We start from the raw sequence: 23453 nt of genomic DNA, 5'->3' as shown, positions 1-23453 counted from the left end.
AATGATTCCCAAACCAGGCATCTCACGCCGCCAAGTTATCGCGGCGCTACTCGTTCTCGCCGTCCTCGCCAGCGGCGTCGCCGCGTACACAGCGCTGTTCACTGCGGGCGCCGGAACGAGTTACGAGACATCGACAGGCCTCGAGGTCTCGACGGGCGTGGATCATGAGCTGTCCGAACAGAACCCGTTCGTCGATGACTCGACGATCGTCATCGATAACACGAGCTTCTCGGCGAACGGAACGGCGAGCCTCTCCGTTGATCAGTTCGCTGGTGAGACGACGAACCTCTCTACGATAGATGCGAGCTCCTCGGAGATCACCATCGATCCGGGTGATAAGTCTGCAATCTCAGTCAGCGGCGGCGTGACTGCGCTCGACTTCGAGGATGCCCAACTGGATGCCACGTCACAGATCACCTACAGCGCGGACGGCTCGGGGACGTTGACAGTCACCGGGCTTCCGGGAGGCGAACCGTTTGCGGCGCGCACGACCTCGGGAACGGTGCTGACGAGTACGACGACATCCTCATCAGGGACGGCGGAGATCCCGGTGGGGGCGGCTACAAACGAGGAGATCATTCTGCTCTCGCCGGACGCGCCGATGGTGGACAACTCCTCCGCGTCACCGGCTGATGGCACCGAGACCACGACGGAGGAGGTCGATCTCTCGATCAACGTGTCGGACGCCGACTTCGACGATCCGGCTGACGAGGTCGATGCAACGTTCGTGGTCGATGGCGAGGAGGTCGACACGGTCACGCTTTCGGAGAATGGCACGGCGTCGACGACGACGGAGATCTCGCTCGGCGGCGAGGTTGATTGGTATGTTGAGGTGAGCGACGACTACAGCTACACCACGACCTCGGATACGTTCACGTTCCTTTCGCCGGCGACGCTGACGTTCCGCTCGGAACAGAACCCGGACGAGGTACTCGACAACCTCCAGGTGAATGTGACCGCGTACTACGGCGACGAGACGGTTCGCCGGAACACTTCGAATGGACAGATAGACCTCACGAACTTCCCCGTTGACGAGCCGATCATCGTCCGGGCAGGTGGTGAGAACTACACCACGCGGACGGCCGTCATCGAGTCGATCTACGACCAGTCCGACGTCTACCTACTGAACGAGAGCGTCGACACGTACGAGGTGAGGTTTAATTTGCAGGACCCGACGGGTGCGTACGGCCTGGACAACACCGTCCTGTTCGTGGAGCGCGACCTCGAACGAAACGGGTCTGTCGAATGGCGGACGATCGCCGGCGACAGCTTCGGCATCCAAGGCGTGCCCGTGCAGCTGAAACAGGACGAGCGCTACCGACTCAGGATTCGGAATTTGGAGACTGGGTCGACGGCGACGATCGGGTCGTACACTGCGATTCGCTCGGAGACCGTGCAGCTGTCTCCGGGCTCGGCCACGATTGAAGTCGTCGAGAGCGAGCAGGAGTACGGCTGGTCGGTGACGGAGAACGAGACTGGCCAGTACATCCTGTTCAAGTACTTCGACTCGGCCAACGAGACGGATGGGGTGACGCTGACCATCCACGAGCGGTTTAATAAATCGAACGTTCTCGTTGATAACGTCACCTTCAGCGACGCGAACGACATCGTGTACCAGGAACCGCTGACGGCGAACGAGACGAACAAGACATGGATGGCTGAAATCTACCTTGACCGCGGCGGGAGTGTCGTACAGTTCCGCGAGCCGGTGTCCGGCCCGCGCGGTGACCTCATCCCGGGAGACCTCGGTGACGGATGGCGCACTGGCGTCGGTGTGTTCATCCTGCTCGCCACGGGGATGATGTTCAGCGAACTAAACCGTGGCACGGGTGCGATCGCGACCTCGCTCGTCGGCGGGATGCTCTGGCAGTTGGGGCTCCTCTCGCTGACGACGACGGGCCCGGCGGTGGTGTTCGCCATCGCGATATCAGTGGTCTACCACTACCGAGGAGGGCAGACCTGATGCGCATCTCGTTCATCCTGCTGATCTTCCTGCTCCTGCTGAACGGCTGGGGCGGGCTGATGCAGCAGTACGACATCGACGACCAGCTCGGGATCAACGCCGAGACCGGGAACGCGGAGGAGCTCGAGCAGGCGCAGACCGCGGCGCGCGACATCCAGACCGGAGAGGCCATCGGCGGGACGCTGCTCGGCTACTACAACGCGCTGCTCAACACGGTGCAGGGGATCGTCAGCGGCCTCGGACCCGGTGTGCAGATGCTCGTGAACATCGCGCCGCCAGGCCCGGCCGAGGACGCGATCACGTGGGCGTTCGGTGTGCTCCCGATCGTCATCGCGGCGGACATCCTGGCGTACGCTCGGGGGGTGGACATCTGATGGCGTGTCCCGATGGACGCTACGCGGCGGAGATGTTCAACGAGGCGATGCAGAACTTCGAGTTATGGGACGCGATCATCTGCTCGTACGCGGGACCGACGAGCTCGCTCGTCGTGGGCACCGTCCTCTACTCGGGGATCGGCCTGAACATCTTCCTCCGGCAGGGCTCGGTGATCATCCCGTTCGTCCTCGTGCTGATCCTCGGCGGGACAATCCTCGGCCAGATGTTCGGCGTGATCAGCTCGTTCGCGGCGCTGGTCATCCTGATCGTGCCGCCGCTGATCCTGTCGGGGCTCATCCTCGCACTGGACCGCCGAGCATGAGTCTCCTCGAGCTTCTTTCTTGGATCGCCGCCGCGCTTGCTGGGGCGATCGCCCACGAGGTCGCACACTACCTTGTCTGGATCGTGACCGGACGCGAGCCGCGGTTCGAGTTTCTCGGGCTGTACGTCGAGCCCACTGCGGGGCCTCCGACCGGGACGCGCGGTGACCGGGTCGCTGGAGCGGCGCCGTATCTGTGCGGCCTCACGGCGCTCGTGTGGGCGTTCGCCATCTCCTCGGCTCCGTGGGCCGTGTTCGGGCTGGCGATGGTGCAGCTACCCAGCGCGGCCGACGTGGCCGCGATGCGCGGTGAGGTAGAGTGGGTGTCGCTGGTAGAGTAGATCGGCCTCTTATTTTTTCGCGCGGGGTGAACCCCTGTTTCGAGTGCTTCAACTGGAGGTGTGCTGAGCGGTTGCTGAGTATTTTCCCCCGAAGGGGGTGCCCTTAGGCACACTCCCTAAGGGGTCCGTCCCACCCCGTGGGATCGCACCCGGATCCACCGCGGCGCTCGCGACGACGTCGAGTCTGATCGAGACCGAGATCGACGCCGAAACCGGCCCAGATGCCACTCAAAACCTAACTATGACGACAAGAAACAGGGGTCAGAGTAGTGTTGCCACTCACGAGGGGCCGCGCTACCGGGGCGGCTTCGAGGAGAACAGCACGTCGCCGTTCCGGTTGATCGGCCGCTGGTTCGTCCGGCGACCGCCGCCTCGCTCCGTCCAGGAGAACTCACCGCTGAGGAACTTCCGGTACGCCATCATCCCGGTGTCCTCCGCGGCGTCGACGCCGGCGCGGATGAGCTTCACGAGCTCGAGGCGCGAAAGCGGCCGGCCGCCGAGGTCGACAACCATCCCGTCGGCGGACTCAGTGATCGAGACGCCGTGACGTCGCGCCCAGCGGGCGAGCGCGGAGTCCTGGTCGATCATCGAAGCCTCCTCCGAGGCGAGCTGCCGGACACCGCCGACGACCCACTCGGTGACGTCCTCGAACGTGGACAGCAGATCCTGGAACTTCTCGCGGATCACGCTGTCCTCGAACGAGATCTTCGCGTTCGCGACCTGCACGAGGTCGTCGAACTTGTCGACCGCGCGGTACACGGTCGACCGAGAGGTATCGGACATCTCGGCGATCCGATCGACGTGCGCGCCGTCTCCGCCGTCCGTGAGCGCCGCGATGACGGACCGCTCGCCCTCGGAGGCGTCACCGCGAGCGAAGTGAGCGACCGCCTGCTGCTCCTCGCCCTCCTGGACGTTCGGCATCCGATTCCCGACGAGGTCGAGATCTCGCTCGCTCTCCGTGGCCTCGAAGTAGTGGTCGGCGGTGTAGGTGCGCGGGTCGGCCCGCGTCGGCAGCCCAGCCCACAGTAGAACGTTCAGGAGCGACTCGTCGAGCTCGTGCCGCAGCGACTCGACATCGAACGCGTCTTCGTCGTCCCACGGCACCGACGAGCGACTCGAGTACTCCTTCGACCACTGGAGCTCGAGCTTCGGATCGGAGAGCGGATCGTCCTCCGCCGACGTCTCCTCCGACCGGGCGAACTCGGGATGGTAGTACTTCGTCAGCTTCCCAACGCGATGCTCCGTGTCCGTGAGCTTCTTCCAGGTGGCCTCGTCGAGCGCGACCGCGTTGCGGTGGCCGACGACCTTCTCGTTATCCCACTTGTACTCGCCGCGTCCGCGGTTGTTCGAACCGAACAGCGCGAGCTGGTCGAGGACGGCACCCTTGCCGGCGACGTGCTGCTCGCCGGCGCTGCGGTCCAGCCGGAGGTACATCTCCATCTGGTAGGCGTTCGAGTACTCGTGAACGCACTCGTCGGCGAAGTAGTGTGAGTTGATGTTCAGCTCCTCGGCGAGCCGACGGATCAGCGGGATCACCTCGTCGGGCTCGAGGTTGCTGGAGTTAGCCTGGACGCGCAGTCCGTACGGGAGGTCCTCGGGCATCGAGTCGATCCGGTCGCCGTCCGCGGTGCGCGCGTCAGGGAGCGACGGACGGAACTGGAGCGTGGCCTTCCGCTCACCGAGACCGTCCTGCGCCCGCACGCCGATCTGGTACTCGTTGAACGTCTCGTACGGGCGGCCGGGCGCCGCGATGCCGCCGGACCAGTAGCGCGTCTTCTCCGGGTTGATCTCCCAAAGTTCGCCGTCGAAGACGAACGAGCCGACGTCGTCGGCGATGCTGGGTTCGTACTGCGAGACGATCGCGTCGTACGGCGACAGCGAGCCCGGATGGCCCTGCTCGCTCACGTCGGGCTGAGAGAACAGCAGGTGAGCGCCGAAGGCGTGAACCCGCGGCTCGACGCAGGGGATCGGGCCGTCAGAGTCGAACGTCTGGTACTCGGTCGCCTCCGGGCTGCTAGGATGGACCTGTCGCGAGGCATCACCGGCGGCGTCGCGGAGCTCGCGCGCCTCCTCGGAGTCGACCTCGCCCTCGATCGTGTCCTGGTCGGCAGCGGTAACCGGCTCGGCCTCCTCGAGCAGCTCGTCGAGCCCGCCCTGCGGACCGGGCTCGAGGTAGTCGTCGCTCACAGGTCGACCTCCTTCCGGGGAACGACCACGGGGTGCTCCTCGCCAGCGGTGAACACCGCAACGAGCGGGACCCACGGCTCAGTGATGGGCTCGCCGAGGTCGTGCTCAGACGGATCGAACACATCGACGGAGGCGTGTTCCGGTGCGATCGCGAGCACGAACCGCCCGTCACGGTACCCACGAACGGGGACAGCGTCCGAGCGGACCGCGTTGACGTGCTTGCCGCCAATCCGCCGCCGCGGGATCAGCGGTGTTCCGACAGCGCCGTCGACAACGTCCTTCGTGACAGGGTTCGCCGGGACCTTCTCGTCGCCGATCCAGCGGGCGATCGGCCGGCGGAGTACGACGTGATCGAGTCCCTCAGTGTGTTTATCGCCCGACATCGTCCACCTCGAATACCTGCGCCTCCTCTCCCTGGGGCTTGATCGAAACGCGGTCCGGCGCGAGTTCTGGGTTCCGACAGTCGCGGAACTCGTCAGCGTCACCGAACGCCGACTTGTCGATGAGGCCGTAGTACGCGTCGAGCGGCTGCGATCCGAAGTGCTGAACCGTTCCTCTCGGCGTTCGGAACACTACTTGACTCTCGAACTCGCGTAAGCGCGGCGGCACCCAGAGCCCGAGATCGTCGTCGACGTGCAGAGTCTCGTCTCCGTATTCCGCACGGTCGTCACTCGGCATCTTCCACCACTCTCGTTTTGACGGATGCGCCACCGCCACAGCACGGTTCGACGTTCCCGTGAACGGGGTCGGGAGCCCCACCCATCACGTCCGCGGCCTCTCTCGCCGAATCTCGACGGTCGAACCACGGGGAGGTAGCCCCACAACGGTCGCACTCAGCTCGGTACTGTTCAATCTCATCGGCGTCTTTCACGCCGAACCACCACCGTGGAGCGCGTCGCGAGCGTCTGGATCGAGCGTGTGGACGCCCTCCTTCCTCCGGTACCAGTCGAGGAAGCCGCCGGCGTGCTTCTTCGGAACCGCGACTGTCTCGCGGGCCTCGAGGTCACGGCCGACCGTCCTGAAGCGAACTGTTCCGTCGTCGTCCGGCTCGGCGCTGTCGAACAGTGCGAGGCCGTCGGCACCGAGGGCGACGCGGCGCATCTTCTCGCCATCGACGGAGATCTCCGTCGGCACCTCGTCGAGCGTGAGGAAGCGGTCGCCGATCACGGCGTACACGTCGGGATCTTCGACGCCCTCGAGGGCGCGGACGCGGCCCCAAATCTCTGGGTTGATGTCACGGTACCGGGCGAGGTGGTAGTCGCAGAGAGCGACGTCGCCGCCGAAGTTGGGCCACGGGACGCGGTACTGCTGCTCGCGGTCGCAGTGGTCGGACTGCTCGCAGGGGTCGTCCGTGTCGACGGCGCCGACGTCGGGCTCGAGCTCGGTGCGCGTGCGCTGCTCCCACGCGGTGCGCTCGTCAGTAGCCATCGAACTCACCTCCGTCGGCGCGGACGCCGGCTCCGACGCGCTGGCCGCGGTTCCGGTTCGGATGGTCGTCCGGGTCCGGAAGATCGACGTTGACTCCAGCGGCGCTCCCGCTGCTCACGCGACGGAAGCAGTCGCAGCCGAGACAGCGGTGGGCGCGGTCGTCGTCGTCACCGAAGACTGACTGAAACCTTTCTGATACGTGGCCCCCGCAGTGGAGGCAGCGACCGCCGTTGTCGGAACCGCCGTGGAGGCGGTTCATAGCGCACCCCCCGAACGCGGTTTTCGGGTGCTAGACGGCGCTGAGGCTTCCGATAATGGGAAGCAGTCAGAATGTTTATGGGACCGCTGAGAGTCGAACTCAGGTCATACGGACCCCATCCGCATAGGATACCACTACCCCACGGTCCCCGTCTGCATCCGAAAAAACGAGAGTCCGGTAATTAAGGACTTCGTTTCACACCTCGCCGCCCGGCCACGACCCTCTCAGACGAGGACCCGTTCCAGCGAGACGACGACGCCCGACTCGGCGTCCGGGTCGCCGACGAGCCGGCCGAGACAGACCGCGGCGCCGTCGGGGGTGTGGCAGGCGACGAGCGGCGGGTCGTCGCTTTCCGGCGTCGCATCGTGGGTCGCCCCCGCGTCCGCGTCGATGACGCCGGGCGCGTACACCGGCGCGCCGGTGGCGACGTTGCGCGCGGCCGAGGGGGCGACCGTGACCGATGGGAGATGCACCAGCGCCTCCTCCGCCGGCCGGACGACCTCGCGGAGCAGCGACTCGTCGCCCTCGCGGGCCCACGCGAGCCCGTCGACGAGGTCCTGCAACGCGTGGAGGTCGCGGTCGTCGAACGGGTCGGTGGCGGTCCGGCGGAGATGCCCCATGTGAGCGCCCACGCCGGTCGCTAGGCCGACGTCGTGACACAGCTTTCGGACGTACGTCCCCGACTCACACCGGATCCGGAGGAGCGCCTGCCGGTCCCGGACCTCGAGGACGTCGAGCTCGTGGATCGTCCGGGTCCGGAGCCGGCGGGTCACGGCGCTCTTCCGCGGCGGTTTCTGGTAGATCTCCGCCTCGAACTCGCCGACCACCTCGCGGAAGTCGCCCGGCGGCGACCCGTGGAGCTCGAGGACCGAGACGTACTCCTTGCTCCCCTCCAGGAAGACCTGGGCCGCCCGGGTCGCATCGCCGGTGAGCGTCGGGAGACAGCCGGTGACCTTCGGGTCGAGGGTGCCGGCGTGAGCGACGCCGTCGATCGGCTCGCCCTCGGGATCGAGCGCGTCGAGGGCGTCGTTGATCGCGTCGCGCACCCACGCGGAGAGCTGGTGGGACGACGGGCCGGCCGGCTTGTCGACGTTGACCACGCCGAACCGGAGCAGCTCGGGGACCGAGCGCTCGTCGGGCGGGGCTCGGAGCGGGTCGTCAGCGGGCGCGGGAGCGTCGTCGTCTGTGTCGGTCATATGTCGGCTGTGTCGGTCATGTGGAGATACCGTGTCGTCGCGGATTCAGAAGTCGTAGCGCACGCCCTCGATCGGCGCCTTCCCCTCGTCGGCCGCGGGGTCGTACGCGTCGACGGTGGCGACGAGCGCGTCGAGGAAGCGGTCGGGGCCCCAGCGAGCGGTGTTGTACGCGGCGTCGTAGATGGAGAGGTCGTCGATGTCGACGCCGTAGAGCTCGCGGTACCGCTTTCGTTCGGAGTCCTCGCGGCGCTCGGTCTCTGCTCGCGCCCGGTCGACGGGCTTCTCCTCCCGGTCGGCGATCCGCTCGGCGCGGACCGAGAGCGGGGCGTCGAACCAGAACCGGAAGTCGGCGTGCTCGGCGGCGAGCCACCCGGCGAGCCGCGACTCCAGGACCAGCTCGTCGCGGGTCGTGGCGATCTCGCGGAGGCGCCGGTCGAGCTTGCGGTCGAACTGCGGGTCCTCCTCCGCGAACTCGTTGAACTCGACCGGCGTCATGTCGCGTTCGGCCGCCATCTCGCGGAAGATGTCGCCGCCGGAGACGTGTTCCATCCCGAGCCGATCGGCGAGCCCAGCGGCGTTCGTGCTCTTCCCGCTGCCAGGCGGGCCGGAGACGGTGATCAACATATCGCTACTGCGCGGGTGTCGTTCAAAACGGTTGTCGTTCGGCGCTCGCGGGCGTCGCAGTCGGCGGGTGACTCGTCGGCGGCGGGTGGCACCCCGGCGGCTCCCCGTTACCGGTCCCGCGTCGCCGCGGTCATCGACCAGACGGCGACCAGCCCGAGCAGGACCGCGGGAACGAGCGGCAGCGCGAGGTACGTCGCGAAGAACGGTAGCCCGAACCAGCCGGCGGCGTACGGGTAGAGGTAGATGACCCCGGGGATGACGATGGCGCAGAGGAACAGCACGGCCGTCAAGGCCCATCCCTCCCGGCCGAAGCCGTCGCCCTCCGGCTCCCCGGCGTCGACGGGTCCGGCGTCCGATCCCGACGCGGCCGGCTCCTCGCCGGCCGGGCGCTCCCCGCTCTCGCCGTCCGGGACGTGGACGTAGCCGCCGGCCGCGCTCCCGTCCGCGTCGGTCTCAGAGCTCACTATCGGGTTTAACGACTACCTTGCCAAATCCCTCACGGTTCTCGATCATCTCGTGAGCGCGCGCGGCCTCGCTCATCGGGAGCGTCTCCCGGACGTACGGCTCGAAGGTGCCGTCCCAGACGAGTTCGAGGACGTCGTCGACCTCGCCGGGCGTCGCCATCGTGGATCCGATGACGGAGAGCTGGTTCCAGAAGATGCGGTTGAGCCCCGCGTCGGGGTTCGGGCCGGTGGTCGCGCCGCAGGTGACGAGGCGGCCGCCCTTCGCCATCGACTTCAGCGAGTCCGGGTACGTCGCCTCGCCGACGTGGTCGACGACGATGTCGACGCCGCGGCGGCCGGTGATCTCGGCGACCTCCTCGGCGAAGTCGTTCGCCTCGTAGTCGATGACGTGGTCGGCGCCGCACGACTCGGCGTGCGCGAGCTTCTCCTCGGAGGAGGCGGTCGCGAACACCTCACAGCCCGCGTGGTCGGCGATCTGGACGGCGGCGTGGCCGACGCCGCCCGAGGCGCCGAGCACGAGGACCTTCTCGCCCGCCTCGACGTCCGCGCGGGTCTGGAGCATCCGCCACGCGGTCTGGAAGACGAGCGACGCGGAGCCGGCGACCTCCCAGTCGACGCCCGCGGGGACGGGGACGAGGTTCTCGACCGGAACGGCGGCCTTCTCGGCGTGGACGCCCCGGACGTGCTCGCCGATGATGTGGAAGGAGGGGCACAGCGACTCCTCGCCGTGGCGACAGAACTCGCACTCGCCGCAGGAGACGCCGGCGCTCACGGCGACGCGGTCGCCGGGCTCGAACCGCGTCACGCCCTCGCCGACCGACTCGACGACGCCGGCCGCGTCGCTGCCGGGGATGTGCGGCATCTCCAGGTCGATTCCGGGCATCCCGCGACGCGTCCAGATATCGAGGTGATTCAGCGCGCCCGCCTTGACGTCGACGACGACCTCGCCGCGGTCGGGCTCCGGGTCCGGGAAGTCGCCGTACTCGATCACGTCGCGGTCGCCGTGGGAACCGAACTGGACGGCCTTCATGAGTCGGTCCACCCGCGGCACCCACTAAACAGTACGCCAAACGGAACCCCTCGCGGGAGCGAGATCCGCGGACCGTCGGGCTCGACGGATTCCGGTTCACCCGCGACGCGGATCCCCGTCCTCCCGTGATAACCCCTCACACCCGTGCGAACCGGGCGCACTCGCTCCGCCCTTCCGTGATGTTTAAGTAGCGAAAGCGGGACCGTACGGATGCACGAACTGCAGGGGCACCGGGTCCCGAGTCCACGAGGGCGACGATACGACGCGAGTTGCGGTAGCCAAGCCTGGCCCAAGGCGCAGGGTTGCTAACTCTGTGGCGTCACTGCCTCCGGGGTTCGAATCCCCGCCGCAACGCTCGAACGGACCGAGCACCGCCGGATTCGCGCCGGTAGGGCTCACCACAACCAACACATGAGCACGGAAGAATCACAGGACGACTCGCCGGAGGAGGAGGAAGACCTCCAGTACTTCGTCCGGATCGGGGGCGCGGACCTCGACGGGACGAAGACGGTCGAGCGAAGCCTGTCCGAACTCGACGGCATCGGCACGCGCACGGCGCGGCTGGTCGCCGAGAAGGCCGACGTGGACCGCAACGCCACGTTCGGTCTCCTCGACGAGGGCGACATCGACGCGGTGGTCGACATCGCCGAGAACCTCGAAGACCACGTCCCGTCGTGGATGACGAACAGACAGAACGACTTCTACTCCGGAGAGACGACGCACCTCGTCGGCACCGACGTCAGCGAGAAGCGTCGCCACGACATCAACCGGATGAAGGTCATCGAATCGTACAAGGGCGTTCGCCACAAGCGCGGCCAGAAGGTACGCGGCCAGCGCACGAAGTCCACGGGTCGGTCCGAGGGCACCATCGGCGTCAACGTCGAGGAGATCCGCGAGGAGATGGCGGAGGAAGAAGCGGCGGGTGACGAGGAATGAGCACCGGCAAGAACACGAAGGGCTACGAGACGCCGAACCACCCGTACCAGGGCGAGCGCATCGCCGAGGAGTCCGACCTCCTCTCGCGGTACGGCCTGAAGAACAAAGAGGAGTTCTGGCGCGCCCAGTCCGAGCTGCGCAGCATGCGACGCGAGGCGCGTCGCCTGCTCGGCGAGGCCCAGGGCGACGTCGACGCCGCCCAGGAGGCCGGCGCGGAGTTCGTCTCGCGACTTCGCCGCATCGGCATCCTCGGCGACAACGACGACATCTCCGCGGTCCTCTCGCTGGACGTGACCGACCTGCTCGAGCGCCGTCTCCAGACGGTCGCCTACCGGCAGGGGTTCGCGTCCTCGACGCAGCAGGCCCGCCAGTTCATCGTCCACGGCCACATCACCGTCAACGGCGCGCGCGTCACGCGCCCCTCGGTGAAGGTCGACGTGGACGACGAGGGCGCCATCGCCTTCGACGAGACGAGCCCGCTCGCGGACGATCTCCACCCCGAGCGCGCGGAGTCACAGGAGTAACCAACCATGAGTGAATCCGAGGACGGAAAGTGGGGCATCGCCCACGTGTACGCGTCGTTCAACAACACGCTCATCACGGTCACCGACGAGACGGGCGCCGAGACGATCGCCAAGTCGTCCGGCGGCACCGTGGTGAAGCAGAACCGCGACGAGGCGTCGCCGTACGCCGCCATGCAGATGGCGGAGGTCGTCGCCGAGCGCGTCAAGGACGCCGGCTTAGAGGGCGTGCACGTCCGCGTGCGCGGCCCCGGCGGCAACCTCAACAAGTCCACCGGACCCGGTGCGCAGGCGACGATCCGCGCGCTCTCGCGTGCGGGCGTCGAGATCGGCCGGATCGAGGACGTCACGCCCATCCCGCACGACGGGACGAAGGCGCCAAAGAACAAGCGAGTCTGACATGACGGAAGACGACTTCGACGTCCAGTACGTCGAACGGGACGAACGCAGCGCGCGGGTGCTGATCCGCGGGCTCACGCCGGCGTTCGCGAACGGCATCCGCCGCGCGATGATCGCCGACGTCCCGACGTTCTCGATCGACACCGTCCGGTTCGTCGAGAACTCCTCCGTCATGTTCGACGAGATGATCGGCCTCCGGCTGGGGCTGGTGCCCCTGACGACGCCGCTCGACGACTTCGAGGTCGGCGACGAGGTCACCCTCGCGCTCGACGTCGAGGGACCGGCGACGGCGTACTCCGGCGACATCGAGAGCGCCGACCCGCTCGTCGGCGTCGCCGACGAGAACGTGCCGATCATCGAGCTGAAGGAGGGACAGCGGCTGGAGTTCGAGGCGGACGCGGTGCTGAACACCGGCAAGGAGCACGCCAAACACCAGGGCGGCGTCTCCGTCGGCTACCGCCACCTCCAGCGCGTCACGGTCGAGGGCGACCTCGGCGAGTTCGACGACGACGAGCCCCGGATCCTCCGCGGCGTCATCGAGACGCCCGACGGGTCGATCGAGCTCACCGACGAGTTCGACAACGACCTCTCGGAGCGGTTCCCCGGGAAGGAGGTCGCGATCGAGGACGTCCCCGGCGCGTTCGTCTTCCACATCGAGACGGACGGGTCGTTCGACGTCGAGGAACTGCTGCTCCGCGCGATCGACTCCATCGAGGAGCGCGCGGACGAACTACAGACGAAAGTCGCGGTCTAACGTAATGACGGACCTTCAGACCACGCGGCCGGCGCTCGCCCCTGCACGGAGCCGCGGCGCCGCGTCCCGATCCGACGCCGAGTCGGGTCGTTCCGGACCCGCCTCGGGTCGTTCCGACGGCGGGACCGAAAGTGGTTTGAAGGGAGCCGGATTACGCAGGAGTGCACGCAGGGATAGCCAAGTCAGGCCAACGGCGCAGCGTTCAGGGCGCTGTCCTGTAGAGGTCCGCAGGTTCAAATCCTGCTCCCTGCACTCCGTTTTCACTAACTCTCCGCTTCAGGAGGGACAGCTATGAGTAGCAAGACGAATCCGAAACTACAGAACCTCATCGCCGATCTGAAGTCGGTCTCGCGCGACTCCGGTGCCAACGTGTGGCAGGACGTCGCCGACCGACTGGAGAAGCCACGGCGCACGCACGCTGAGGTCAACCTGGGCCGTATCGAACGATACGCGCAGGAAGACGAGACGGTCGTCGTCCCCGGCAAGGTGCTGGGCAGCGGTGTGCTCGAAAAGAACGTCACCGTCGCCGCCGTCGACTTCTCGGGAACCGCCCGCACGAAGATCGACCAGGCCGGCGAAGCGGTGTCGCTTGAACAGTTCGTTGAACAGAATCCCGAAGGGAGCAACGTTCGGGTGATCCGATGAGTCTCGCGAAGATCGACGCGGACGTCGTCGTCGACGCCCGCGACTGCATCCTCGGTCGCGTCTCGTCGAAGGTCGCCCAGCGCGTCCTCGACGGCGAGACGGTCGCCGTCGTCAACGCCGAGCGCGCGGTCATCACCGGCAACGAGGAGGCGACGATGGAGACGTACCACACCCGCGCGGAGCTCGGCTCCGACAGCGGGCCGTACTACCCCAAGCGCCCCGACCGCATCTTCAAGCGCGCCATCCGCGGCATGCTGCCGTACAAGACCGAGGACGGCCGCGAGGCGTTCTCGAACGTCCGCGTCTACGTGGGTAACCCCTACGAGCGCGACGAGGACGCCGAGACCGTCGTCCTCGACGGCACCTCGCTCGACCGCCTCTCGAACATCAAGTTCACGACGCTCGGGGAGATCTCCGAGTCTCTGGGAGCCAACGTCACATGGTAACTAACACCTCAGGCAAGAAGAAGACGGCCGTCGCCCGCGCCACCGTGCGCGACGGCGAGGGCCGCGTTCGCATCAACTCCCAGCCAGTCGAGCTGGTCGAACCGGAGCAGGCGCGGCTCAAGATGCTGGAGCCGTTCCGCATCGCGGGCGAGGAGCTCCGCGACGGCGTCGACATCGACATCAACGTCGAGGGCGGCGGCTTCAGCGGCCAGGCCGACGCGACGCGGACCGCCATCGCGCGTGGTCTCGTCCAGCACCTCGGCGACGCCGAGCTGCGCGACGCGTACATGAGCTTCGACCGCACGCTGCTGGTCAACGACGTGCGCCAGTCCGAACCCAAGAAGTGGGGCGGACCCGGCGCGCGTGCCCGCTACCAGAAGTCCTACCGCTGAGGTGATCCAGTCATGATGATCCCCGTCCGGTGTTTCACGTGCGGCAACGTCATCGGTGAACACTGGGAGGAGTTCAAGCAGCGCGCCCGCGACGGCGACGAGGACCCGGGCGACGTGCTCGACGACCTCGGGGTCGACCGGCACTGCTGCCGCCGGATGATGGTCAGCCATCGCGACCTCGTCGACGTCGTCTCGCCGTACCAGTAACAATGTCAACACAGCGATACAATCGATACGAGAAGGCACGCATCCTCGGCGCGCGAGCGCTGCAGGTGTCGTACGGGGCGCCCGTGCTGATCGACACGGACCAGACGGAGCCCATCCTCGTCGCCGCCGAGGAGTACGACGCGGGCGCGCTCCCGTTCACGGTCCGGAGGGAGTCCAACTGATGACCCGCATCACCAGCGTCTCGCTGCGTCGCGTGCTCGACTCGCGGGGGAACCCGACCGTCGAGGCCGACGTCCTCACCGAGTCCGGCGGCTTCGGCCGCGGGGCGGCGCCCAGCGGGGCGTCCACCGGCGAGTACGAGGCGATCGAACTCCCCGCCAGCGAGTCGATCGCGAAGGCTCGGGAACACGCCGTTCCCCGGCTGGAGGGCCTGTACGCCGGCGACCAGCGCGCCGTCGACGGCGCGCTCCGCGCGGCCGACGGCACGGACGACTTCTCGGCCATCGGCGCCAACAGCGCCGTCGCCATCTCGATGGCGGCCGCGAAGGCCGCCGCCGACGTGCTCGGCGCGCCGCTGTACCAGCACCTCGGGGGCGCGTTCCGCGGCGACAACTTCCCGATCCCGCTCGGCAACGTCGTCGGCGGCGGGGAGCACGCCAAGGAGGCGACGCACATCCAGGAGTTCCTCGCCGCGCCGGTCGGCGCGCCCAGCGTCTCGGAGGCCGTCTTCGCGAACGCCGCGGTCCACGCGGCGGTCGCGGACGTGCTCGACGAGCGCGGCGTGCCGGCCGCGAAGGGCGACGAGGGCGCGTGGGCACCCCCGATCTCGGACGCGGAGGCGTTCGAGGTCGTTGAGGAGGCGGTCGAGCTGGTCGAGGACGAAGTGGGCTTCGAGATCCGCTTCGGGCTCGACATGGCCGCCGCCGAGCTGTACGACGACGACAGCGAGTCGTACGTGTACGGCGACGAGTCCAAGTCGACCGCCGAGCAGGTCGAGTACGTCGCGGGCCTCGTCGACGAGTACGACCTCGCGTACGTCGAGGACCCCCTCGACGAGAACGATTACGAGGCGTTCGCGGAGCTGACCGACCGGGTCGGCGACCGGACGCTGATCTGCGGCGACGACCTGTTCGTCACCAACGTCGAGCGGCTCCGCGAGGGGATCGACCAGGGCGCGGCCAACAGCATCCTGATCAAGCCGAACCAGATCGGGACGCTGTCGGACGCGTTCGACGCGGTCGAGCTCGCCGCCCGCAACGGGTACGAGACGGTCATCTCGCACCGCTCGGGCGAGACGGAGGACACCACAATCGCACACCTCGCCGTGGCGACCGACGCCGGGTTCATCAAGACCGGCACGGTCGGCGGCGAGCGAACCGCCAAGCTGAACGAACTGGTCCGCATCGCGGACGACGCGGTATGACGGGCCCACACCACGCATGAGCGAAGACAACGACGCGGTCGAACTCGACGACGACGCGGAGACCGAGGCGGTCGACGCGGCGGTCGAGGAGGAGGCCGACACGACCGAGGAACCGACCGCCGACGCGGCTGCCGAGGGGGCGTCCGCTGACGCCGAACCCGAAGCACCCGCCGACGCCGAGATCGAAGACGACGACGCCGCGGACGAGGAGGAAGAGGCCTCCCCGTTCGACGACGACGTCATGCCCGACGACGACGTCGACCTGCTGATCCCCGTGGAGGACTACCTCTCCGCCGGTGTCCACATCGGGACCCAGCAGAAGACGGCGGACATGGAGCGGTTCATCCACCGCGTCCGCGACGACGGCCTGTACGTGCTCGACGTGAGCACGACGGACCAGCGCATCCGGACTGCCGCGGACTTCCTCTCCAACTACGACCCCGAGCAGATCCTCGTCACGTCCTCGCGGCAGTACGGCCGGTTCCCGGCCGAGAAGTTCGCGGACGCCATCGGCGCCCGCGCCCGCACGGGGCGTTTCATCCCCGGCACGCTGACGAACCCCGACTACGCCGGCTACATCGAGCCGGACGTCGTCGTGGTGACCGACCCGATCGGCGACGCGCAGGCCGTCAAGGAGGCCATCACCGTCGGCATCCCGGTCATCGCGATGTGCGACTCCAACAACCAGCTGTCGAACGTCGACCTCGTTATCCCGACGAACAACAAGGGTCGACGCGCGCTGTCGGTCGTCTACTGGCTGCTCGCCAACGAGACGCTCGACCGCCGCGGCGCCGACACCGTCTTCGCCCTCGACGACTTCGAGGACGAGCTGTAAGTCGGTTTTCCGAAATCGAGTTCGACTTTTCCGACGCTTCGATACCGCGGAGCCGCGGCCGTCTCCGTCGTGTGAAAATGGCCCCTCCGCGGTCCTCAGAGGATGTTCGGCGTGTACGGGTACGCGTATACCTGCCCCTCGTTGGCCTTCAGCGTGGCCATTACGACCAACACGAGGTCGATCAGTCCGATCAGCGGGAGGAGCAGGAAGCCGACGAGCACGACCGTCAACAGCCCCGAGACGATCATCGCGATGAAGACGATGATCTGGAAGTTGAGCGAGTTCTTCGCGTTCCGCTTGACGAGTTCGTCGTCGTCGTCCGCGAGCACTAAGAACAGCAGCGGTCCCAGGAACGAAGCGACCAGCGCCGACGCGTGCGAGAGGGCGGCGAGGGTCGTGTCTCCGTCGACCGTTTCCCCGGCACTCGCGTCTTCTTGAGATGACATGGCGCGGATTTCTCAGACTGAATTGATAAGTATTTGGCCCGTTACGCGCTCGGGCCGCGAGATCAGGACTCTTCGTCCGGCACGTCGTGGGTCCAGCGGGGCTCTATCTCTCGGTTCGCCATCACGACGCGGTCGCCGGCGTCCGTGTCGATCCGGGTCTTCCGGAGCTCGATCGCGGCGACCGTCCCGGTCACGCCCTTCGCTTCGACGCGGTATCCCGGGTTGAAGTCGGGGTCGCGGAGGAGGTAGACGCCGGCGACCGTGTCCTCGATCATCTCGGAGAGCGCGTAGGAGACGCCCAGCGCGATGAAGCCGACGGCGGTGCCGAGGCTCGCCGCGATGTCGCCCATCCCGACGACTTTCAGGAACGTCAACGCGACGCCGAACCACAGGAAGATCGCCACGAGCGTGACGATGAGGTCGCCCACGAGCTCGCGATCGCCGATGTAGATCCGCTCGATCGAAGAGCGGACGAGCGCGAGCACGATCCGCACCGTCAGGTACGCCAGCGCGAGGAAGATCAGCCCCGAGAGCAGCCGCGGGATCGCGACCGCCAGCCCCTCGACGAAGTTCGCGAGCGACCGCGTCAGAAGGGACGGAAGCGTCGTCATGACGCGGACCACGGCCGCCGCCGGTGAAAAGGTGGCGGGAGCCGAGGCCCTCGCCGTCCCGCGTTCGCGGGGCGCCGACGGCGGCCCGACAAGCGCAACGCCTGTATGCCCCCGGGGAGAGGGGGTTCGTATGACCGCCTGTGAAGCGCCGGGGAAGGTGTACCTCTTCGGCGAACACGCCGTCGTCTACGGCGAGCCGGCCGTGCCGGCCGCGATCGAGCGACGCGCAACGGTGACCGCCGAGCCGCGGTCGGACGACCACGTCCGCGTCGCGGCCGAGGACCTCTCGCTCGACGGGTTCACCGTGGAGTACTCCGGCGGCACCGGGGATCACCCCGACGTCGACGTGCCGACGCCGCTGGTCGAGGCCGCGATGGGCTACGTCGACGCCGCCGTGCGACAGGCCCGGGACGCGGCCGACGCGCCGGACGCCGGCTTCGACATCACCGTCGAGAGCGACATCCCGCTCGGGGCGGGGCTCGGCTCCTCCGCGGCCGTCGTCGTCGCCGGCATCGACGCCGCGACGCGGGCGCTCGGAGAGCCGCTCGACCGGCGCGAGCTGGCCGACCGCGCGTACCGCGCCGAGCACGAGGTGCAGGACGGGCAGGCCTCCCGCGCCGACACCTTCTGTTCGACGATGGGCGGCGCGGTCCGCGTCGAGGGCGACGACTGCGAGCCGATCGAGACGCCGAACCTGCCGTTCGTCGTCGGCTTCGACGGCGGCGCAGGCGACACCGGCGAGCTCGTGGCCGGCGTCGGCGACCTCCGCGAGGAGTACGGCTTCGCGGCGGACACCGTCGAGTCGATCGGCGACCTCGTCCGGACCGGGGAGGGGCTGCTCGCGGAGGCCGAGTCCGACGCGGAGCCGTCGCCGGAGCTGCTCGCGGCGCTCGGCGAGCTGATGGACTTCAACCACGGCCTGCTCTCGGCGCTCGGCGTCTCGGCGCGCTCGCTCGACGCGATGGTGTGGGCCGCCCGCGACGCGGGCGCGCACGGCGCGAAGCTCACCGGCGCGGGCGGCGGTGGCTGCGTCGTCGCGCTCGACGCGAGCGACGCGACGGAGACCGCGCTCTCGTTCACGCAGGGCTGCGAGGAGGCGTTCCGCGCCGGGCTGGCGACGGAGGGCGTCCGGGTGGTGGAGCCGTGACGGGCGGTGGTGACGGCGTCTCCGGCTCCGGCGCCGCGGCCGACGTCGACCGCGACGCACCTTCCCCGGCGCCCCCCGTCGTGCTCAAGCTCGGCGGGAGCCTGATCACGGAGAAGGACCGGCCCGAGACGCTCGACGACGACGCGCTCGCGGCCGCCTGCGACGCCGTGGCCGACGCCCTCGCCGACGGGGCGGTCGAGCGGCTCGTCGTCGTCCACGGCGGCGGGAGCTTCGGCCACCACCACGCCAGCGAGCACGGCGTGTCGACGACCGCGGGGACTCACGACCCGGCGGCGGTGGCGGACGTCCACGGCGCGATGACGACGCTGAACCGGGCAGTTCTCGACCGGCTCCACGACCGCGGCGTACCCGCGGTGCCCGTCCATCCCCTGTCGCTGTCGGCCCGCCCCGAGGGGACCGACGGCGACCTCGACCTGCCGCTCTCCTCGACGGCGACGCTGCTCGGCGAGGGGTTCGTCCCCGTCCTCCACGGCGACGGCGTCGCCACCGCGGGCGCGGGGGTCACCGTCGTCTCCGGCGACGAGCTGGTCGTCGAGCTCGCTTCGGGCCTCGGCGCTCGGCGGGTCGGGGTCTGTTCGACCGTCCCGGGCGTCCTCGACGTCGACGGCGACGTGATCCCCGCGATCGGTGACTTCGAGGCGGTCGCCGACGCGCTCGGCGCGAGCGACGCGACCGACGTGTCGGGCGGGATGGCGGCGAAGGTGCGGGAGCTCCTGGCGCTCGACGCGCCGGCGTACGTGTTCGGCGCCGAGGGATTGGCGCCGTTCCTGCGCGGCGAGGACACGGGGACCCGCGTCGACTGATCCGGGGTACAGAACCCTTATTCGCCCCACCGCCCTCCCTCCGGGCATGAACGAAGCGGACGTGCGGGAGCGGCTCGCGGACGTGCAGGACCCCGACCTCGGGGACGACATCGTCTCCCTCGGGCTGGTGAACGACGTCGCCGTCGAGGAGGGCGGGGACGGCGCCGGCGGGACGGTCCGCGTGTCGCTCGCCCTCGGCGCGCCCTTCTCGCCGCACGAGTCCGCGATCGCCGAGGACGTGCGGGCGGCGCTCGCGGACACCGAGTTCGACGTGGAGCTCTCGGCGTCGATCCCTGACGAACTGGACGCGGACGAACAGGTGCTCCCGGGCGTGAAGAACGTGATAGCGGTCGCCTCCGGGAAGGGCGGCGTCGGCAAGTCGACGATGGCCGTCAACGTCGCCGCGGGGCTCTCGGAGCTCGGCGCGCGCGTCGGGCTCTTCGACGCCGACGTGTACGGGCCGAACGTCCCGCGGATGGTCTCGGCCGAAGAGCGCCCCCAGACCGACGGCGAGACGATCGTCCCGCCCGAGCGGTTCGGCGTGAAGCTGATGAGCATGGACTTCCTCACCGGCGAGGACGACCCGGTCATCTGGCGCGGGCCGATGGTCCACAAGATCATCACCCAGCTCGTCGAGGACGTCGAGTGGGGCGAGCTTGACTACCTAATCATGGACCTGCCGCCGGGGACCGGCGACACCCAGCTCACCATCCTCCAGACGCTCCCGCTGACGGGCGCCGTGATCGTCACGACCCCGCAGGAGGTCGCGCTCGACGACGCGGTGAAGGGGCTCCGGATGTTCGGCAAACACGACACGAACGTGCTCGGGATCGCGGAGAACATGGCCGGCTTCCGCTGCCCGGACTGCGGCGGCTTCCACGAAATCTTCGGCTCCGGCGGCGGGAAGGCGCTGGCACAGGAGCACGAGCTCCCCTTCCTCGGCGGCGTCCCGCTCGACCCCGCCGTCCGGACCGGGGGCGACGAGGGCGAGCCGGTGGTTCTGGGCGACGGCGAGACGGCGGACGCGTTCCGGGTGATCGTGGAGAACGTCGCGAACAACGCCGGCGTCGTGCGCCGACGCGGGGCGAGCGAGGGGCGATGAGCGGGGAGCGTGGAGGCGACGGAGATGGCGGCGACGGCGACCCCGCCGACCCCCTCGACGCGGCCGGCGTCGATCCGGTCGTCCCGGACTCAGTCACCGACGCGGCGGGGGAGGCGTTCGCCGAGGACGACGAAGTCCGAGAGTTCCTCCGCGAGGTCGCCGCCGACGTGCGCGGCGACAGCTCCGAGAGCAAGCAGCTCTCGGCGATCCTCTACCGCGTGTCCGACCTGTACGATTCGGAGGAGCAGACATCGCCCGAGGAGATCTACCTGACCGTCCGGCACATCATGAAAATCAAAGAGCAGGGCGGAATCGAGCGCTGACCCGCGTCCGGAACCGCCCGCGGGTTACACCTCCTCGTCGAGCACCGTCTCGTCGCCGTGGCGGACCTCGACGCGCTCGGGCATCGGGGCCTCCGGGAACGTGATTTCGACCTCGTACGGATGCGGCTGGGCGATATCGGGGCACGGGCCGCCGTCCCAGTCCGGATCGTCCTCGTCGGTCAGTCGGAGCAGCAGGCGGTCGTCGTCGAGTGTCGCCTCGATCAGGTCGACGCGGTAGCAGTCACGCGACCCGTCGAGCAGCCGTCCCCTGACGGTGAGGCGCGGCGGATCGGCGTCGACCGCGCGGATCAAGACGGCGTCGTCGTGCGGACTCGGCTCCTCGGATTCGAACTCTCCGGTGTGCTCGCGCCGGAGCGTCACCTCGGCGCCGTCGACGGTCTCGGGGATCTCGCCCCACGGCGGAACGGGACAGCCCGCGAGCGGGGCGGTCCAGACGGCGGCCGCGGTCGAGAGGAGGGCTCTGCGGCGCATGCGCGGAAACGGTTCGGCCGTCGGGGAATACTTTGTGGGACTCGGGGCCTCGTTCGCCCGGTCGACGGCGTCGTCCGCGGCGGTGCGATCGCATCGATCGATCGTTTCATACTGGTAGCACGTCTCGTGGTAACACACATGAGCGACGACGACCGGATCCCCGTCACCGTCCTCAGCGGGTACCTCGGCGCCGGGAAGACGACCATGGTGAACCACCTGCTCGCGAACCCCGGCGACAGGCGGATCGCCGTCATCTTAAACGACATGGGCGAGGTGAACGTCGACGCCGAGCTCGTCGCGCGCGAGAACGACGAGGAGGGGATCGTCGACCTCTCGAACGGCTGCATCTGCTGTCGGCTGCAGGACGACCTGCTGAGCGAGGCCGCGGCGCTGGCGGCGTCGCGGGAGTTCGACTACCTCCTCGTGGAGTCGTCGGGGATCTCCGAGCCGATCCCGGTCGCGCGGGCGTTCACGGAGGGGACCGAGGACTCCGATATCGACCCCACCGAGCGATTCCGGCTCGACACGATGGTGACGGTGCTGGACACCTACGGCTTCTGGAAGGAGTTCGACGCTGGCGAGTCGCTTCCGGGCGACGGCGAGCCGGCCGCGGATCGCCCCCTTGCGGACGTGCTCGTCGAGGGGATCGAGTTCTGCGACGTCCTCGTGATGAACAAGACGGACATGGTCCCCGACGACGTGCTCGACGAGATCGAGTCGGTCGCCGATCGCCTCGGCCCGCGGGCGAAGCGGATCCGGACGAGCTACTCCGAGGTCGACCCCGGAGACGTGCTCGACACGGGGCTGTTCGACTTCGAGACGGCCACGCGGTCGCCGGGGTGGAAACGCGCGATCGCGGGGAGCGAGAGCGACGAACACGGCCACGGCGAGGAGAACGGGGCTCACGACCACGACCACGCCGAGGGCGCCGCCGCGGCCCACGGGGTCGACTCGTTCGTCTACCGCTCCGCGGAGGCCCTTGACCCCGAGCCGTTCGCGGCGTGGCTCGACGACTGGGACGGCGCCGTCGTCCGGGCGAAGGGGGTCGCGAACGTCGCGGGCACCGACGAGGTCATCGGCGTGAGCCAGGCCGGCCCCTCGGTGCAGGCGGGACCGATCGGCGAGTGGGGGCCGGACGACGACCGCCGCACGCGGCTCGTGTTCATCGGCAGCGAGATGGACGAGGCGCGGATCCGTGGGGAGCTGGACGAGTTGGCGGCGGCCGACGCCGCGTCGGCGTCGGCACCCGACGCGTTCCCGCTCTGACTCAGATCCCCAGTTCCGCCTGCAGGTCGTCCCAGTCCTCGTGGAACCCGTGGGTGGACTCGGTCTCGGCGCCGATCGCCGACTGGTAGACGTCGTCGTACTTCAGCAGCTCGCCCCACCCGTCGTGGAACGCCCAGTTGCAGTACTTGCACATGGGAGTTTCCACGCGAGGGACCGACATACCGGTTTCGGCGGTCCGAGCGGCGGACCCCTCCCCACACCGACGGTGAAGACGGGTCGCGAGCGCCGACAGAGTGAACCCCGCTCGTGGCGTACGGTACCTATCGACGCGGTATCGGCCGCGACGAGACACTCATGGTCACGTACAGGCGCGGCGGACACGTACAGAGCGGGGACGAGGCGGTCGAACGCACCTGCGAGCACTGCGGCTGGCACTGCGTCGCCGACGGCTACCCGGAGCTGATCGGGCGGTACCAGTCGCACCTCCGAGACGAGCATCCGAAGGCGTGGCTCCGGGCCTGACGATCGGCGCGGCAGAAAAATCGAAACGGCGGCGGCGAGGCGACGCCTCGGCGA

34 protein-coding genes and 3 tRNA genes are annotated in these 23453 nt (G+C 68.5%); 23 read left to right on the top strand and 14 right to left on the bottom strand.

From position 1 onward, the window contains the following. The first annotated feature begins 1 nt into the window (after window position 1). Genes B4V04_RS18320 through B4V04_RS18305 form a run of 4 tightly spaced genes read left to right on the top strand, consistent with a single transcriptional unit; the run spans window position 2 to window position 2998 of the window. A complete protein-coding gene (locus tag B4V04_RS18320) occupies window positions 2-1963 on the top strand; it encodes an LPS-assembly lipoprotein LptE (RefSeq protein WP_498233078.1) in 1962 nt (653 codons plus the stop codon). Further along, window positions 1963-2337 (top strand): hypothetical protein, encoded by a 375-nt coding sequence (locus tag B4V04_RS18315; protein WP_498233077.1) that lies wholly within the window; start codon window positions 1963-1965, stop codon window positions 2335-2337. Before B4V04_RS18320 ends, B4V04_RS18315 begins: the two co-directional genes overlap by 1 nt. Continuing rightward, on the top strand, window positions 2337-2660 hold the full coding sequence (locus B4V04_RS18310; protein WP_498233076.1) for a hypothetical protein: 324 nt from the start codon (window positions 2337-2339) through the stop codon (window positions 2658-2660). The genes B4V04_RS18315 and B4V04_RS18310 overlap by 1 nt, the downstream gene beginning before the upstream one ends. Next, on the top strand, window positions 2657-2998 hold the full coding sequence (locus B4V04_RS18305; RefSeq protein WP_498233075.1) for a hypothetical protein: 342 nt from the start codon (window positions 2657-2659) through the stop codon (window positions 2996-2998). The genes B4V04_RS18310 and B4V04_RS18305 overlap by 4 nt, the downstream gene beginning before the upstream one ends. A gap of 294 nt (window positions 2999-3292) precedes the next feature. Here the strand turns inward: B4V04_RS18305 and B4V04_RS18300 are convergent, their stop codons facing one another. From B4V04_RS18300 to B4V04_RS18255, 10 genes are all read right to left on the bottom strand, one after another. Next, a complete protein-coding gene (locus B4V04_RS18300; protein ID WP_498233074.1) occupies window positions 3293-5185 on the bottom strand; it encodes a DUF7845 domain-containing protein in 1893 nt (630 codons plus the stop codon). Beyond that, window positions 5182-5568: a hypothetical protein gene (locus B4V04_RS18295; protein WP_498233073.1), complete on the bottom strand. Its 387-nt coding sequence runs from the start codon at window positions 5566-5568 to the stop codon at window positions 5182-5184. Before B4V04_RS18295 ends, B4V04_RS18300 begins: the two co-directional genes overlap by 4 nt. Beyond that, complete coding sequence (locus tag B4V04_RS18290) at window positions 5555-5944, bottom strand: hypothetical protein (protein ID WP_498233072.1); 390 nt, start codon at window positions 5942-5944, stop codon at window positions 5555-5557. Before B4V04_RS18290 ends, B4V04_RS18295 begins: the two co-directional genes overlap by 14 nt. Window positions 5945-6052: 108 nt before the next feature. Then, window positions 6053-6613 (bottom strand): hypothetical protein, encoded by a 561-nt coding sequence (locus B4V04_RS18285; RefSeq protein ID WP_498233071.1) that lies wholly within the window; start codon window positions 6611-6613, stop codon window positions 6053-6055. Further along, entirely contained in the window at window positions 6603-6872 is a 270-nt protein-coding gene (locus B4V04_RS18280; RefSeq protein ID WP_498233070.1) for a DUF7563 family protein, read from the bottom strand. Before B4V04_RS18280 ends, B4V04_RS18285 begins: the two co-directional genes overlap by 11 nt. A 78-nt stretch (window positions 6873-6950) precedes the next feature. Further along, window positions 6951-7021, bottom strand: a tRNA-Pro gene (locus tag B4V04_RS18275). Window positions 7022-7096: 75 nt separating this feature from the next. After that, complete coding sequence (locus B4V04_RS18270; protein WP_498233069.1) at window positions 7097-8068, bottom strand: RNA-guided pseudouridylation complex pseudouridine synthase subunit Cbf5; 972 nt, start codon at window positions 8066-8068, stop codon at window positions 7097-7099. 45 nt (window positions 8069-8113) lie between these two features. Beyond that, window positions 8114-8692, bottom strand: a complete 579-nt coding sequence (gene cmk, locus B4V04_RS18265) for a (d)CMP kinase (RefSeq protein WP_498233068.1) — start codon at window positions 8690-8692, stop codon at window positions 8114-8116. A 107-nt stretch (window positions 8693-8799) separates the two neighbouring features. Continuing rightward, window positions 8800-9156, bottom strand: a complete 357-nt coding sequence (locus tag B4V04_RS18260; RefSeq protein WP_498233067.1) for a DUF7977 family protein — start codon at window positions 9154-9156, stop codon at window positions 8800-8802. Next, a complete protein-coding gene (locus tag B4V04_RS18255; RefSeq protein ID WP_498233066.1) occupies window positions 9146-10186 on the bottom strand; it encodes a zinc-binding dehydrogenase in 1041 nt (346 codons plus the stop codon). Before B4V04_RS18255 ends, B4V04_RS18260 begins: the two co-directional genes overlap by 11 nt. A gap of 268 nt (window positions 10187-10454) precedes the next feature. Here B4V04_RS18255 and B4V04_RS18250 point away from each other — a divergent pair. The 13 genes from B4V04_RS18250 (at window position 10455) to rpsB (ending at window position 16705) form a co-directional block, all read left to right on the top strand. Continuing rightward, window positions 10455-10540: transfer RNA gene (locus B4V04_RS18250), tRNA-Ser, on the top strand. A 57-nt stretch (window positions 10541-10597) separates the two neighbouring features. Continuing rightward, entirely contained in the window at window positions 10598-11122 is a 525-nt protein-coding gene (locus B4V04_RS18245; protein WP_498233065.1) for a 30S ribosomal protein S13, read from the top strand. Next, window positions 11119-11646 carry a 30S ribosomal protein S4 gene (locus tag B4V04_RS18240; protein ID WP_144796569.1) on the top strand — a complete coding sequence of 176 codons (528 nt, stop codon included), beginning with the start codon at window positions 11119-11121 and terminating at the stop codon, window positions 11644-11646. Before B4V04_RS18245 ends, B4V04_RS18240 begins: the two co-directional genes overlap by 4 nt. A 6-nt stretch (window positions 11647-11652) precedes the next feature. Then, complete coding sequence (locus B4V04_RS18235) at window positions 11653-12042, top strand: 30S ribosomal protein S11 (RefSeq protein ID WP_004046448.1); 390 nt, start codon at window positions 11653-11655, stop codon at window positions 12040-12042. A gap of 1 nt (window position 12043) precedes the next feature. Beyond that, on the top strand, window positions 12044-12796 hold the full coding sequence (locus tag B4V04_RS18230; protein WP_498233064.1) for a DNA-directed RNA polymerase subunit D: 753 nt from the start codon (window positions 12044-12046) through the stop codon (window positions 12794-12796). Between the two features lie 167 nt (window positions 12797-12963). Then, window positions 12964-13048, top strand: a tRNA-Leu gene (locus tag B4V04_RS18225). A gap of 39 nt (window positions 13049-13087) precedes the next feature. After that, window positions 13088-13441 (top strand): 50S ribosomal protein L18e, encoded by a 354-nt coding sequence (locus B4V04_RS18220; protein ID WP_007999944.1) that lies wholly within the window; start codon window positions 13088-13090, stop codon window positions 13439-13441. Further along, a complete protein-coding gene (locus B4V04_RS18215) occupies window positions 13438-13887 on the top strand; it encodes a 50S ribosomal protein L13 (protein WP_094557078.1) in 450 nt (149 codons plus the stop codon). Before B4V04_RS18220 ends, B4V04_RS18215 begins: the two co-directional genes overlap by 4 nt. Continuing rightward, on the top strand, window positions 13881-14279 hold the full coding sequence (locus B4V04_RS18210) for a 30S ribosomal protein S9 (RefSeq protein ID WP_094523911.1): 399 nt from the start codon (window positions 13881-13883) through the stop codon (window positions 14277-14279). The genes B4V04_RS18215 and B4V04_RS18210 overlap by 7 nt, the downstream gene beginning before the upstream one ends. A gap of 12 nt (window positions 14280-14291) precedes the next feature. After that, window positions 14292-14486: a DNA-directed RNA polymerase subunit N gene (locus B4V04_RS18205; RefSeq protein WP_498233063.1), complete on the top strand. Its 195-nt coding sequence runs from the start codon at window positions 14292-14294 to the stop codon at window positions 14484-14486. A gap of 2 nt (window positions 14487-14488) precedes the next feature. Then, a complete protein-coding gene (locus B4V04_RS18200) occupies window positions 14489-14668 on the top strand; it encodes a DNA-directed RNA polymerase subunit K (RefSeq protein ID WP_144796561.1) in 180 nt (59 codons plus the stop codon). Next, window positions 14668-15870, top strand: a complete 1203-nt coding sequence (gene eno / locus B4V04_RS18195; RefSeq protein ID WP_498233062.1) for a phosphopyruvate hydratase — start codon at window positions 14668-14670, stop codon at window positions 15868-15870. Before B4V04_RS18200 ends, eno begins: the two co-directional genes overlap by 1 nt. A 16-nt stretch (window positions 15871-15886) precedes the next feature. Next, the gene (gene rpsB, locus B4V04_RS18190; RefSeq protein ID WP_498233061.1) at window positions 15887-16705 is read left to right on the top strand and encodes a 30S ribosomal protein S2; all 819 of its coding nucleotides are present in this window, start codon (window positions 15887-15889) and stop codon (window positions 16703-16705) included. 95 nt (window positions 16706-16800) lie between these two features. Here the strand turns inward: rpsB and B4V04_RS18185 are convergent, their stop codons facing one another. Both B4V04_RS18185 and B4V04_RS18180 read right to left on the bottom strand, forming a co-directional pair. Continuing rightward, window positions 16801-17151 (bottom strand): DUF4870 domain-containing protein, encoded by a 351-nt coding sequence (locus B4V04_RS18185; protein WP_498233060.1) that lies wholly within the window; start codon window positions 17149-17151, stop codon window positions 16801-16803. A gap of 62 nt (window positions 17152-17213) precedes the next feature. Beyond that, the gene (locus tag B4V04_RS18180) at window positions 17214-17762 is read right to left on the bottom strand and encodes a mechanosensitive ion channel domain-containing protein (protein WP_498233059.1); all 549 of its coding nucleotides are present in this window, start codon (window positions 17760-17762) and stop codon (window positions 17214-17216) included. Window positions 17763-17892: 130 nt separating this feature from the next. On the opposite strand from B4V04_RS18180, the gene mvk reads away from it, so the two are divergent. The 4 genes from mvk to B4V04_RS18160 all read left to right on the top strand — a co-directional run bounded on the left by mvk (window position 17893) and on the right by B4V04_RS18160 (window position 21158). Further along, window positions 17893-18909, top strand: coding sequence for a mevalonate kinase (gene mvk / locus B4V04_RS18175; RefSeq protein WP_498233058.1), 1017 nt, complete (start codon window positions 17893-17895; stop codon window positions 18907-18909). 80 nt (window positions 18910-18989) lie between these two features. Further along, entirely contained in the window at window positions 18990-19733 is a 744-nt protein-coding gene (locus tag B4V04_RS18170; protein ID WP_498233374.1) for an isopentenyl phosphate kinase, read from the top strand. A gap of 46 nt (window positions 19734-19779) precedes the next feature. Further along, the gene (locus tag B4V04_RS18165; protein ID WP_498233057.1) at window positions 19780-20835 is read left to right on the top strand and encodes an Mrp/NBP35 family ATP-binding protein; all 1056 of its coding nucleotides are present in this window, start codon (window positions 19780-19782) and stop codon (window positions 20833-20835) included. Next, window positions 20832-21158 carry a DUF7976 family protein gene (locus tag B4V04_RS18160; RefSeq protein ID WP_498233056.1) on the top strand — a complete coding sequence of 109 codons (327 nt, stop codon included), beginning with the start codon at window positions 20832-20834 and terminating at the stop codon, window positions 21156-21158. Before B4V04_RS18165 ends, B4V04_RS18160 begins: the two co-directional genes overlap by 4 nt. Before the next feature lie 24 nt (window positions 21159-21182). On the opposite strand, the gene B4V04_RS18155 is transcribed toward B4V04_RS18160, so the two are convergent. Next, the gene (locus tag B4V04_RS18155; protein ID WP_498233055.1) at window positions 21183-21650 is read right to left on the bottom strand and encodes a hypothetical protein; all 468 of its coding nucleotides are present in this window, start codon (window positions 21648-21650) and stop codon (window positions 21183-21185) included. 138 nt (window positions 21651-21788) lie between these two features. Here B4V04_RS18155 and B4V04_RS18150 point away from each other — a divergent pair, with 138 nt between their 5' ends. Continuing rightward, entirely contained in the window at window positions 21789-22916 is a 1128-nt protein-coding gene (locus B4V04_RS18150; protein ID WP_498233054.1) for a CobW family GTP-binding protein, read from the top strand. Window position 22917: 1 nt separating this feature from the next. Here B4V04_RS18150 and B4V04_RS18145 read toward each other — a convergent pair whose 3' ends face one another. Beyond that, window positions 22918-23070 carry a hypothetical protein gene (locus B4V04_RS18145; RefSeq protein ID WP_498233053.1) on the bottom strand — a complete coding sequence of 51 codons (153 nt, stop codon included), beginning with the start codon at window positions 23068-23070 and terminating at the stop codon, window positions 22918-22920. A gap of 161 nt (window positions 23071-23231) precedes the next feature. Here B4V04_RS18145 and B4V04_RS18140 point away from each other — a divergent pair, with 161 nt between their 5' ends. Continuing rightward, complete coding sequence (locus tag B4V04_RS18140; RefSeq protein ID WP_498233052.1) at window positions 23232-23399, top strand: hypothetical protein; 168 nt, start codon at window positions 23232-23234, stop codon at window positions 23397-23399. Window positions 23400-23453: the final 54 nt, after the last annotated feature.

It is taken from the genome of Halorubrum sp. B52 (assembly GCF_059752555.1).
Note: the sequence above shows the minus strand (reverse complement) of the source record. Positions and strands in the feature narration are given on the sequence as shown.